We start from the raw sequence: 11,477 nt of genomic DNA, 5'->3' as shown, positions 1-11,477 counted from the left end.
GTAATGAAAATACTACTCCCTGTAGTTCTCTCATTAGCGTTAGTGAAACCAGTCCATGCAATGGACTGGTTTCAAACTAACACGCCTTTAACACAGGCACATCAACACTTACTTGAAGATGATCTTGCGGGTATGTTCAACTCTCTTGTTGAACTCTGGCAAACGGAACCAAGTAAAGATTTGACTCCTCACCTTAATGATCTTCTTGGTCAGTCACTATCTAAAAACTGTGGCAAGGCTCTCACTGGTGTAACGCTGCCTGATTGGATAAGTGGTGTGAACGTTATTCGTCAGACTATTCAAAGCCCTGGGCGAGATACATTTAGATTGGTAATCAAGCTAAGAGCTACAACTGACATCGAAAATATTTCATTTAATCGATGGGTGGATGATTCTATATCCGCGGACAGTTCATTCAGCTATGAACAACAGCCGAGCGGGACAGAACTTGCCAACGAGCGTAGCTACTCGAAACGCTATAACTTAACAGGTAAACTTGAAGCTGGTTTATATCACTTAACCGTTGTTTCTACTGATAAACAAGAGTATCGAACTTGGGTAATACTTGGAGATTCAAACTCTTCTCAATATGTTCGTTGGACATCTAAAGAGAATTGGAAAGTAGAAAAGAGCGCACTTCGTAATCCCCATTGTCCATTACCGCAACTTGAAGTCGGTTTGTATGACTACATTGATGGCCAGTACGAGCAAATGTGGAAAAAGACTTACGAGTCTAACTATCCAAATTCATTGGAGCTAGCGGGTGTCCCAAACGATAGATACGTATTGGCGGTAAGTATCAATAGTCGCCGTTGGCAGGGCGATATAATTGTTGAGCAGGCTCAAACTATTAGCCGAACCTATGATCTTTCCCAGGAAGAATAGTTAAAGAAATACTACTTGTGCCGATAAAGGTTCAGGACGAACTAAAATCATAAGTGTAGTATGAAAAACAAATATAAAATTCTTGCCACTTCTGTTGCTACTATTCTTTTCGCTAATGCTGCTTCTGCTGCTACTTATGCGATAGAGGCTCGTAGTGATGCAATGGGGGGCGTTGGTACCGTATCAGCAACTTATCTAACTGCGCCTTTTTTCAACCCCGCTCTTACTGCGATTTATCGCCGAAATGACGATGCAGGAATGATCGTGCCAAGTTTTGGTGGCAGCTACGATGATCAATATGATCTAGTTGATGAAATCGAACGCATCAGCAAATTGACAGACGTCGATGAAATCAAAAAATCGATGGATGCTATCGATGGGAAAAAGACAGACTTTGATCTTGGTGGTGTCGTTGCCATTGGTATCCCCAACAAATTCTTATCTGCAACTGCATACGGTAAGCTATACACTGAATCATTCGTACAACCAAATGTTGATACCTCAGGTACTAATCCATTAGATGATAGCTATGTACAAGGTGTTTCTATTGGCGTGGCTGAAGCTGGTATTTCACTTGCTAAATACACTAATTTCATGAACCAACACCTTTCTTTTGGTGTTACTCCTAAACTTCAGCGTATATACACATACTCATACGCCACGAGTTTTCAGAATTTTGATACTAAAGACTTACGTGAAAATGAGACCGCGGAAACGATGTTTAACTTAGACGCAGGCGCACTTTGGTTCTTTGGCCCATATCGTCTCGGTATTTCAGCGAAAAATTTGATCGGAAGAGACGTTAAAACAAAATCATTCCAATATGGCAGCGATACGATAAAATCATACGAATATAGCATGCGTCCTGTATACACCGTTGGGGCAGGGATTGTTGCCGATTACTTTACGATGAGTGTTGACTACGATCTTAACGAAGAAAAACGTTTTTCATCCTTTGATGATAATACGCAAATGATTCGAGCTGGTATTGAATTTGATATTTTGCGTCAAATGGCATTACGAGCAGGGTATATGAAGAACTTAGCTCGAAGTAAGGACGAAGGAACCATTACTGCTGGTATCGGGTTGTCTCCACTTAAGTTGTTCGAATTGGATATCGCAGCTCAGTACACAAACGAGAACGCTATGGGTGCATCCATTAATTTCCTTGCTACCTATTAATTGAATCGTTATAGTCAGCTCCTCAAAATGAGGAGCTTTTTATGTTTGACGATTTACCCCCTCTATCTCACCAAGAGCAACAACAAGCTGTAGAGAGAATTCAAGAATTGATGGCGAAGGGCACAAGTACTGCAGAAGCTATCAAAATTGTTGCCGAACGGATTCGTTCTGAGTACGCAGAAAAACAACAGCAACAAAACTAATCAATTCATGGACAGGGCATACGCCCTGTTTTTTTTGCCTTTCTATTTTCAATTCCTTTACATTCCCAAACACCACCCTAGTTACGCTGTAACTACAATTTACTAAACCTATATGATTTTAATCTTGTTCAATTGCCTTTAAGACTAAATAGCGAGTTAGTAAAATTTTACCCAATCTTGTTAACCTTAGTTTTCGTAGCACAGGTAATTAGGCGTTTTTTAAAGAACTCATAAATTAAACTCAATAATATCAATTCTTTACCTCGGGCATTTAATCTGCCGACCATATTGGTTGCGATTAATCTTGTAATTTAATTACAAAGTGCGTGAGGGCTTCGTTCCCAGGTAGAGGATTATGCTGAAAAAAGAAAAAAAGATACACCGTAACTTATAACGGTAATTAAACTAGACTTATTAAATAAGCGATATAAGAACAGTAAGCACTCGCAGACATATGTAATAGATGAATCGAAGTTCATCTTATTGAGCTGCTTTTTTAGCCGAAATACGTCTCCTGGATTTGAGCGGAGCGTTACATATTGAACACGCTTAACCTAAAGTAGTTTTACTAAACTAGGCGACGTTGAAGTGGGTAATATGAAACCTCAAGAGTAGTAGAAATCAAGAGCAGTAACGCCTATTACAACGTAACGTTTCCTGACGTCCTTCCTGTTAAATAGTCCGATAATTAGAGAAGAAATTGGGAAAACATCGTTGATCTTTGGATGAGTAGCAGTAGTTTTGATGTTGTGTTCGCTCTATGTGGACTAGACTTAATATGAGAACAAAAACTAACCAAGGGAGGAATGATGGGTTACAAGCACGTTTTGGTTGCTGTCGACTTATCTAAATCTAGCCAAGCCGTTATCGAAAAAGCAATAATGCAAGCAGATAACTCAAGCAGCAAACTCTCATTTGTTCACGTAGATGTTGATCGCATAGTCATGGAAGCGAAGGAAGAGCAAGAATTGGAAAGAAGGCTGCAAGAGCTCGCTGATAAATGCTTATACCCAGTAAACGAGACCATGGTAGTAATCGGCGATCTTCATATAAAACTATCGGGAATCGTCAAAAAAGAGGGGATAGATTTAGTTGTCTGTGGTCATCATCACAACTTATTGAGTCGCTTTTTTTCATCGATACCAAAGGTTGTGAACGAAGTTGAAGCTGATTTATTAATCGTCTATTTAGACGAGTGATCGACAACTCTTGTTCGCACTCATCATTTTTTGTCACTAACAAGCCGAACGTTTATGTTCGGCTTGGTGTATCGGTGATAATAAAAGTTTTTAGCCAGGAATGATTGATGCCTCATGAGATAAAACAGATGCAGACTCCGCGTTTGACTGCAGATCAAAATGTACGTTAACTTGCACGCCTTCTCGCTCAAAAGTGACATCATCAAAATCGGTCATAGCGATTTTGAATCCATTTCTAGCAAAAAAGCCAGTCACCATAGTTCGCTGCTTAATTTCTAATGCAGACGCGAGTAGCTTATCCATGGCATTCTCCTTGGTTATTGTGGGGATATGGGTAGAAGATACACATAGATTGGTATGAAATCAATTTTATATAAAGTTGCTTTTGATGAAAACTTTAATGTAAGTCAATCTATCGTTTACCCCACGTGATTTATTCCACGCAAAACCTTGATAACAAGACGGCAGAGCATCTCACATTGTGATAGCAAGCATAAAGATGGGGGTGTTAATAAATACCGCCGAAACAATATGTTACAAAGATTAGCGTTAGGCCTAGTTGAGTAGACAACGCAAAATTCTAAATCTGAACAACCGCCCTAAAATGACTCACTCTTCAATACTTGTGATAACTCAGACCTAATAAAAGTAGATATCTCAGCTAGCTTTCTTGGCAAAGGGTTTTGATAAGGGTAGGCAATATACATGGAACGTTCTATATCAAAAGTTTGCGATATTCGGATGTTTTTGTCTATATAATTACTTTTAACAAGATAGTTTGGAATGACACCAACCCCAACTCCCTCAGAAACAAAGTTTATTAAAATAGAGGTGTTATCAACTTCGATAACATCAGTATATTGATTTTTAATTGATTCCTTATTCGAATGATGTTTGTAGATTAATAGTGTTTTGTTGTTAGTATTACTTATCCTAGATATCAAAACATCACTATAATCACCAATTTTATGTGCAATAAGAGTGTCATCAATAACATTATTAAGCCTAATCGCTAAATCTACATTGCTTTCTAATAAATTTTCTACATTGTTACTTGACGATATTTCAAAATCAACTTTTGGATATCGTTCTTTTAAGTCTTTAAGAACAGAACCAAAAATAGAAGAGGCTATAGAGTTGGGCATTGTGATTTTAAACTTTCCATCAATGCATTCACTCAACGAGCTAGCTCTGTAATTTAACTCGTGCAAACTCTCTAACGTCTTGATAGCAAGCTCTCTAATGCTTTCGCCATGATCAGTTAAAACGAGTTTCCTTGTTGTTCTGTGGACGAGTGTTACGCCAAGTTGTTTTTCTAATGCTGCTAGCTGCCTGCTGACTTGAGCTTTAGACTTTCCAAGTTCTTTTGATGCCTCTGTAAGAGAGAGGTGTTTACAAATGGCTGCAAAGCAGATCAGCTCATTGTTCATCAATTCCATGATTGTTACCTTTTTGCAACTCTGAGTCACGTTGTCTTTTAACTGGTGGGAAAGTATAACTTGCATCATCGGAGGGGGACAATGATATTTAAAAGCCGCCATGAAATAATGGCAGACTACTATCTTAATAAAACCATATTGGATATTAAGTTAAACCGATATCCTGAAGGAATTAACTCAATCGGATTAAATATAGAAATAAAGATTTAAAAATAAAAAAAATTGTCTCGCGAAATTACTAAGTTGGATTCGGGTGATTTAATTGTTGATTGTGCATCATTGATAATGACTCATTCCATATCGGAAAAAGTAATAATAAAAGTTGAAATTGATTCTTTAAATTATAAAGTTAAACGTGTGAGGATATTTAAATATGAAGACTGCAATACAAAATTCGAAAAGATCTGTTTATCAGAAAGATACATTGTATAGAATTATAAATAATATTAGTACTTTGTATACCAAATCACTAGTAAAATTATTTGGTGAAGAGTTGAGAATCCATCATTGCAAACATAAGATTAATGTAAGAACCACTAACGAGTTGAGTGAACATATGAAGAAAGATCTAGGTATAGATTGAAAAGTAGCGAGTTTACACCTGTTAGATTCCTTGTTCCTATAAAGATAATCTAGTACTTACACGTTTGGGTTAAGCAAACGCGTATCCATGTTGACTCATATTGAATGAGCAAGATGCAGAGCCAACGTGTACAGTGTTGAACGTAACCCAAGATGACTGGTTATTATCAAGTTGTCGCTGTGGTGAAATCGAAGTTCACGGTCCATACAAGACAGCTGATGAGGCTTGCAAAGCAGCAACAGCCAAATACGGTGTAACTAAACTGACTTCACCAATGCTAATCTTCTAACTCTTAAGTTCGTATTATTTATATTATGTTAAATTGCGTATTGCTGTACGCTAAATGTTGTCTGAGTATGCTCCTATTCCCCTGCAGATTTTAAATTTAAGGGCCTTACTGTGAGCATTAAACATAATGGTTATTTACCATAAAATAGCTAATATCGATCTATCAATCTACGATTGCTTGCTCTTCAATTAGCAACTTATAAAAAATGGCGTCTATTTCTTTAGACGCCATTTTTGTTTACTGGAAATATTAAATTAGCCACCGGCTAACTTGACTGTCATGCCTTTCTTTTCAAGATGTGCCTTGATCTTGTCTCTAGCATCACCTTGAATCTCGATATTGCCATCTTTTACAGAGCCACCACAGCCACAGACTTTTTTGAGTTCTGCCGCTAATAACTTTAAAGGTGCATCATCCAAGTCTAAACCTGTAACAATGCATACGCCTTTACCTTTACGGCCTTTCGTTTGGCGCTGAATCCGAACAACACCATCGCCTTTAGGGCGAGATACTTTTTCTTCTTCCGGTTTAATTCGACCGGTTTCTGTTGAATATACCAGAGTCATTCTATTGTTTCTTTTGTTGTTGAGCTTGCATCGCTTTTTGCTTTGCAACCAAATAAGCTTCGATATGGCGTTGAATAGCGGCTTTACTGCCCTTAATCAGTTTACCATTAAACATACAGTACCAAGAGTTAGGTTGGCCTGTATCGTTTTGAATAGTATAGCCGTTAAAGACCTCTGATTTTGCAACACCAGTTTGCTGCACTCTTTGTCCGAGTGAAGCAAACTCTTTGGGATCAATAATCGATGCGGTGTCACACCACCAATCAATGCTTTTCTTTACCGCCGTCAAACTGCCCTGTAAAACGTGGTTCTTGATTTTAACCTTCCAAACACTGCCATCTGATCCGACTGACTGCAGGTTAAAACCTCTATAATTTGAAATCGCCATACCACTGAGTCATCTGTTTAATGCGTTGATATAATCATAATTGCTACTGAGCAATATTCAAATACGGCTTGAATAATCCTTGCTCTAGAAAACAACTTGTATCATAAAACGCGTCTCGATAACGTTAATCACTTTGCACTGTTTATACAATCTTCCAAGAACTCATGAAATTTGTGCCCGTTGTTTTGAAGCATTTTAGGGAACATTGAGATCGGAGTCATTCCTGGAAATGTGTTTACTTCGTTTAAGTAAATCTCATCATCTTCCGTTAGGAAAAAGTCGATACGAGATAAATGACGAAGATTCATTTGTTTAAATACCGTCTCTGACGCGTGTTGGATGGAATCTAATTGTATTTGAGTTAGATTCTTCGCCTCAACTTCTGTGAGCGAGTGACTTGAACTGCTGTACTTTTCATCGTACGAGTAAAAAGCACCATCAGGCGCGATGACCTCGCCTGGCTTAGTGATATGTAGTTGGCCATTCATCTCATATGCAGCAACTTCAAGTTCTCGAGGTTTTACTGCTTTCTCAACCAACACTTGGTCAGAAAACCCAAAAGCATCATTTACTGCATTAGAAAGCTTGTCTTTTTCTATGACACTGTAACAGCCAACGGAAGAACCTTGGCGAGCGGCTTTAACAAAAACTTTTCCCCACTTTTCAAAGGCTTTATGAGCTTGAACGTGAGCTTCTTCATCGTTTCGCGTTAAGAATAAGTATGGCGTATTGGGTATGCCAATAGCGTCGTACCAAAGCTTAGATGTGATTTTATTGAAACTATTGCTACTCGCTTCTGGCCCGCAGCCAAGATAAGGAATACCTGCGATTTCAAACAGAGATTGAATGTCGCCTGTTTCGCCAGGAAAACCATGTATACAAGGCACGATGAAATCAATGGTTTGATTAGATTCACTTGAGCACAACTGCTTGGTATTGAGATCCAAGTAAACCAACTCACCTTGGTTGGTCATCCAACCTTCGTTTTTTATTTCTACGCGTGTAACGTGAACGTCTTCAATAAGATTTAGTTGTTGTTCGACAAAGTTTGCAGACAATAATGAAATCTCGTGCTCAGAAGAGCCACCGCCGCATAGTAAAAGAATATTTTTAATCATGAATCCATCTTTCCGTGACCTACAAAAGATACTATTTATTATGATAAACCTTTGAAGTGTGACGTACAGTAATTTTAATGTGAGGAATGTTGTTCGAATAGGATTTGAGCAAATAAATAAGGGAGCTATTCGCTCCCTTATTTGATGTGTTAATTTAATTTGTTAAGCGTTGGGTAAGCTGAGTTTTTGATTGCATCAATGCTTTTAACAAATGGTCTTAACTGCTGAAATTGAGCTGGCAAAGTCGAAATCGCTTGCTTGGCTTCTGCGCTTGTTGCGTAGTCTCCGTATAAAACTGAGAACCACTTAGTACCGTTTACAACTTTGTAGTTTTCCCAAATTGGCTGACCGTTCTGTGGCAGCTTATTTGCAAACTGATCGACTTTAGCTTGGCTACCCACGGCTGCGACTTGAATGGTATAGCCGAATCGTTGAATGCCAGCTTGCTTTTTACTTGGTGGTACGATCTTAACTGGCTTCGCCTGCTCTTTTGGCGTTAGCTTGACTACTTTCTTTTCTTCAGGCTTTGCCGTCATTTTCACAACAGTTGGTTGTACGTCTTTTTCTACTACAGCGTTTTCAGACGCCATAATTGGTTTAGAGATACGATCTGATTTGTAGTCCTCTCGGTAACTTTCTGAGGTCACATCCGTGATGTAAGTTTCAGATGCACAAGCAGAAAGCAGAACTGACAAGCCGATGATTGCGATTTTTTTCATGAAGTAACAAATGCTCTGGATAAATATTACGATAAATCATGCCGATAGCAGGGCCGTTTATCAAGCATCAAATACAATAATCTGTGATTTTGATGTGATGAATAACACAAACTCCATAAGCATCGTACACATTTTCTGCAATGTCTGGTCTGAAGATGTTTTATCAGTAAATTATTCGTTTATGATTGATATGAAACCGAGAAGCCAACGTGACTTACAAACGGCCAGGAGTCAGCATGAATAAACTACATAAACTCTTTAAACCCAACTCTGTGGCCGTTATTGGGGCATCTCAAAAAGCATTGCGAGCAGGACATGTTGTGATGCGCAACCTTCTACAAAGTGGATTTGGTGGCGCGATTATGCCAGTAACGCCGCGATATAAAGCCGTATCTGGCGTGATCGCTTACCCTGATGTAGCTTCCCTGCCCTATACGCCAGATATTGCAATTTTGTGTACGAACGTTTCACGTAACGAGCAATTGCTTAAAGAGCTAGATGAGAGAGGCACACCGTTTGCGATTGTTATCTCTGATGACCCTAATCCTTTAGATATCTCATCATTGAACATTCGAGTCTTAGGCCCAAACAGCTTAGGTATCATCCTTCCTTGGCACAATTTTAACTGCACGTTTTCCCCTGTTGCAGCTAAACCCGGAAAAATTGCTTTCATCTCACAATCCGCGGCGGTTTGTACCACGGTTTTAGACTGGGCAAATGATAAGAACATTGGTTTTTCTTCGTTCATTTCGATTGGGCGCGGACAAGATATCGATTTTGCAGATTTGCTCGACTATTTGAGTATGGATGGAAACACTGAAGCTATTCTGCTTTATGTTGATAATATCCAAGACGCTCGCCGATTTATGTCTGCTGCGCGCGCCGCTTCACGTAACCGACGTATATTGGTGCTAAAAGCGGGCCGCTCTAAAGAGATGAATACTTTTGATCAGCAAGACGGAGATACACTTGACGTAATTTACGATTCTGCTATTCGCAGAACTGGTATGTTACGAGTCAGCAATACGCATGAGCTTTTTGCCGCGGTAGAAACACTCACGCATTCTGTGCCACTTCGTGGAGAGCGTTTAGCGATCATCACCAATGGCGGCGGCCCTGCTGTTATGTCCGTTGATACTTTGATTGAACGTGGTGGCCAACTCGCAACGCTTGATGACGCTTCCATTGAGCAATTACAAGCAGTACTTCCATCCAACTGGCGTGCTCGAAATCCAATTGATCTGTCTGGTGACGCAACCCAAAAACGCTATATTGATACCATTAACGCGCTGATGAATAACGACTGTGCAGATGCGATATTGATTATGCATAGTCCTTCTGCTGTTTCTGATCCTCTTGAAACTGCTCAAGTCGTTATTAATGCCATCAAATCTCACCCTCGGCATAAGCATTTTAATATCTTGACCAACTGGTCAGGAGAACAAACGTCGAGAGAAGCGCGACTGGCCTTTACTCAAGCAGGCATTCCAACCTATAGAACACCTGAAAGTTCGGTTGTAGCATACATGCACTTGGTCGAATACAGACGAAACCAGAAACAACTAATGGAAACGCCAACGACGGCAGAGCCATTACATTCTGGAAGTGTGAGTTCAGCAAAAGAATGGGTAAACGAACGACTACTGGATAAAAACACAGTTACCTTGGATACGCATCAAACCAGCCCATTATTTAAGCTGTTCGGGTTTAACGTTTTGCCTACGTGGATTGCATCTGACGACATTGAAGCTGTTCATATGGCAGAAAATATTGGATACCCTGTTGCGGTTAAATTACGTTCTCCAGACATTCCTCATAAATCGGATGTTCACGGTGTCGCTCTAAATTTAAGAAACAGTCGAGAAGTTTCCAACGCAGCGCTATCCATTTTAGATACCGTAAAGCTCAGTTACCCTTCCGCCAATGTACATGGGCTGTTGGTACAAGGGATGGCAAAGCTCGGCAGCGCTGAAGAGCTACGGGTTAGTATTGCAGTAGATAAAGTCTTTGGACCAGTGATCTTGCTTGGTCAAGGCGGCTCTGAGTGGAATATCGCCCAAGATGCCGTCGCTGCACTTCCTCCTTTGAACATGACGCTTGCGCGCTACCTTGTCGTTGTTGCCCTAAAGTCTGGAAAGATTCGCCTGCAGAAACACAAAGATGCGCTCGATATTACTGAGTTGTCGAAGTTCTTGGTTCGTATCTCCCAAATGGCAGTTGAGTTACCAGAAATACAAAAACTGGATATCCATCCAGTGCTAGTGTCCGGAAGCGATTTAACCATCCTTGATGCAGATGTCACACTGTGTAAATACGAAGGAGACGCCCAAAAACGGCTAGCGATTCGCCCTTTCCCGGCAGAGTTTGTCGAAACTGTAACGCTTCGAGATGGCCAACCTATCCTGCTTCGCCCTATCTTGCCTGAGGATGAGCCGCTGCATGCTCAATTCATTAATAGCGTATCGAAAGAAGATCTCTATAAGCGTTTCTTTTCTGAAGTTGGAGAGTTCAACCATGAGGCTTTGGCAAACTTTACTCAAATCGACTACGACCGCGAAATGGCGTTTGTTGCGGTAGCGTTTAATACTGACGGACCGTCTATCATAGGGGTAGCCCGCGCATTGATTACACCAGACAATAGTGACGCTGAGTTTGCTATTTTGGTTCGTTCAGATTTGAAAGGAAAAGGTTTAGGCAAAGTGCTGATGCAGAAAATAATCAGCTATTGCAAAATTAAAGGCACAAAGCAAATGTCTGGAATGACCATGCCAACAAACAGAGGAATGTTGATGTTGGCTCAGAACTTGGGGTTTGAGATCGATGTCCAGTTTGCAGACGGTACGGCAGATATGGTGCTCCCTTTAAATTGAAAAGCGCAGCATTAGCGATGACTTTTACTTCTTACA

General features: G+C 40.0%; 12 protein-coding genes. 6 read left to right on the top strand and 6 right to left on the bottom strand.

What is annotated here, in order from left to right:
- The first annotated feature begins 3 nt into the window (after positions 1-3).
- The 4 genes from R7F64_RS13095 (at position 4) to R7F64_RS13080 (ending at position 3,469) form a co-directional block, all read left to right on the top strand.
- Entirely contained in the window at positions 4-885 is an 882-nt protein-coding gene (locus R7F64_RS13095; protein ID WP_017820158.1) for a DUF2861 family protein, read from the top strand.
- A gap of 60 nt (positions 886-945) precedes the next feature.
- Positions 946-2,067 carry a conjugal transfer protein TraF gene (locus R7F64_RS13090; RefSeq protein WP_053349901.1) on the top strand — a complete coding sequence of 374 codons (1,122 nt, stop codon included), beginning with the start codon at positions 946-948 and terminating at the stop codon, positions 2,065-2,067.
- 41 nt (positions 2,068-2,108) lie between these two features.
- Positions 2,109-2,270 carry a YoaH family protein gene (locus R7F64_RS13085; RefSeq protein WP_005376257.1) on the top strand — a complete coding sequence of 54 codons (162 nt, stop codon included), beginning with the start codon at positions 2,109-2,111 and terminating at the stop codon, positions 2,268-2,270.
- 809 nt (positions 2,271-3,079) lie between these two features.
- On the top strand, positions 3,080-3,469 hold the full coding sequence (locus R7F64_RS13080) for a universal stress protein (RefSeq protein WP_042520919.1): 390 nt from the start codon (positions 3,080-3,082) through the stop codon (positions 3,467-3,469).
- A gap of 90 nt (positions 3,470-3,559) precedes the next feature.
- Here the strand turns inward: R7F64_RS13080 and R7F64_RS13075 are convergent, their stop codons facing one another.
- On the bottom strand, positions 3,560-3,772 hold the full coding sequence (locus R7F64_RS13075; protein WP_005376260.1) for a hypothetical protein: 213 nt from the start codon (positions 3,770-3,772) through the stop codon (positions 3,560-3,562).
- Between the two features lie 296 nt (positions 3,773-4,068).
- The gene (locus R7F64_RS13070) at positions 4,069-4,908 is read right to left on the bottom strand and encodes a LysR family transcriptional regulator (protein WP_262606022.1); all 840 of its coding nucleotides are present in this window, start codon (positions 4,906-4,908) and stop codon (positions 4,069-4,071) included.
- A 683-nt stretch (positions 4,909-5,591) separates the two neighbouring features.
- Between R7F64_RS13070 and R7F64_RS13065 the strand changes: the two genes are divergently transcribed.
- The gene (locus R7F64_RS13065) at positions 5,592-5,780 is read left to right on the top strand and encodes a hypothetical protein (RefSeq protein ID WP_318057743.1); all 189 of its coding nucleotides are present in this window, start codon (positions 5,592-5,594) and stop codon (positions 5,778-5,780) included.
- A 254-nt stretch (positions 5,781-6,034) separates the two neighbouring features.
- Here R7F64_RS13065 and yciH read toward each other — a convergent pair whose 3' ends face one another.
- From yciH to R7F64_RS13045, 4 genes are all read right to left on the bottom strand, one after another.
- On the bottom strand, positions 6,035-6,346 hold the full coding sequence (gene yciH, locus R7F64_RS13060; protein WP_005376292.1) for a stress response translation initiation inhibitor YciH: 312 nt from the start codon (positions 6,344-6,346) through the stop codon (positions 6,035-6,037).
- Position 6,347: 1 nt separating this feature from the next.
- Positions 6,348-6,734 carry a DUF3319 domain-containing protein gene (locus R7F64_RS13055; protein WP_005376294.1) on the bottom strand — a complete coding sequence of 129 codons (387 nt, stop codon included), beginning with the start codon at positions 6,732-6,734 and terminating at the stop codon, positions 6,348-6,350.
- Between the two features lie 128 nt (positions 6,735-6,862).
- Complete coding sequence (locus R7F64_RS13050) at positions 6,863-7,852, bottom strand: D-alanine--D-alanine ligase (RefSeq protein WP_053349883.1); 990 nt, start codon at positions 7,850-7,852, stop codon at positions 6,863-6,865.
- A 149-nt stretch (positions 7,853-8,001) separates the two neighbouring features.
- Positions 8,002-8,571, bottom strand: coding sequence for an SPOR domain-containing protein (locus tag R7F64_RS13045; protein ID WP_005390018.1), 570 nt, complete (start codon positions 8,569-8,571; stop codon positions 8,002-8,004).
- 236 nt (positions 8,572-8,807) lie between these two features.
- Between R7F64_RS13045 and R7F64_RS13040 the strand changes: the two genes are divergently transcribed.
- Positions 8,808-11,441 (top strand): bifunctional acetate--CoA ligase family protein/GNAT family N-acetyltransferase, encoded by a 2,634-nt coding sequence (locus tag R7F64_RS13040; protein WP_318071764.1) that lies wholly within the window; start codon positions 8,808-8,810, stop codon positions 11,439-11,441.
- Positions 11,442-11,477 lie beyond the last annotated feature (36 nt).

It is taken from the genome of Vibrio sp. Vb1980, from assembly GCF_033338615.1.
Taxonomy (GTDB): domain Bacteria; phylum Pseudomonadota; class Gammaproteobacteria; order Enterobacterales; family Vibrionaceae; genus Vibrio; species Vibrio alginolyticus.
This window is presented reverse-complemented; position numbering and strand designations above follow the sequence as displayed.

Bases quoted from the DNA above. Each gene is read 5' to 3' on its own strand.
- R7F64_RS13095 (WP_017820158.1), top strand. From the start codon at position 4: ATGAAAATACTACTCCCTGTAGTTCTCTCATTAGCGTTAGTGAAACCA.
- R7F64_RS13090 (WP_053349901.1), top strand. From the start codon at position 946: ATGAAAAACAAATATAAAATTCTTGCCACTTCTGTTGCTACTATTCTT.
- R7F64_RS13085 (WP_005376257.1), top strand. From the start codon at position 2,109: ATGTTTGACGATTTACCCCCTCTATCTCACCAAGAGCAACAACAAGCT.
- R7F64_RS13080 (WP_042520919.1), top strand. From the start codon at position 3,080: ATGGGTTACAAGCACGTTTTGGTTGCTGTCGACTTATCTAAATCTAGC.
- R7F64_RS13075 (WP_005376260.1), bottom strand. From the start codon at position 3,772: ATGGATAAGCTACTCGCGTCTGCATTAGAAATTAAGCAGCGAACTATG.
- R7F64_RS13070 (WP_262606022.1), bottom strand. From the start codon at position 4,908: ATGGAATTGATGAACAATGAGCTGATCTGCTTTGCAGCCATTTGTAAA.
- yciH (WP_005376292.1), bottom strand. From the start codon at position 6,346: ATGACTCTGGTATATTCAACAGAAACCGGTCGAATTAAACCGGAAGAA.
- R7F64_RS13055 (WP_005376294.1), bottom strand. From the start codon at position 6,734: ATGGCGATTTCAAATTATAGAGGTTTTAACCTGCAGTCAGTCGGATCA.
- R7F64_RS13050 (WP_053349883.1), bottom strand. From the start codon at position 7,852: ATGATTAAAAATATTCTTTTACTATGCGGCGGTGGCTCTTCTGAGCAC.
- R7F64_RS13045 (WP_005390018.1), bottom strand. From the start codon at position 8,571: ATGAAAAAAATCGCAATCATCGGCTTGTCAGTTCTGCTTTCTGCTTGT.
- R7F64_RS13040 (WP_318071764.1), top strand. From the start codon at position 8,808: ATGAATAAACTACATAAACTCTTTAAACCCAACTCTGTGGCCGTTATT.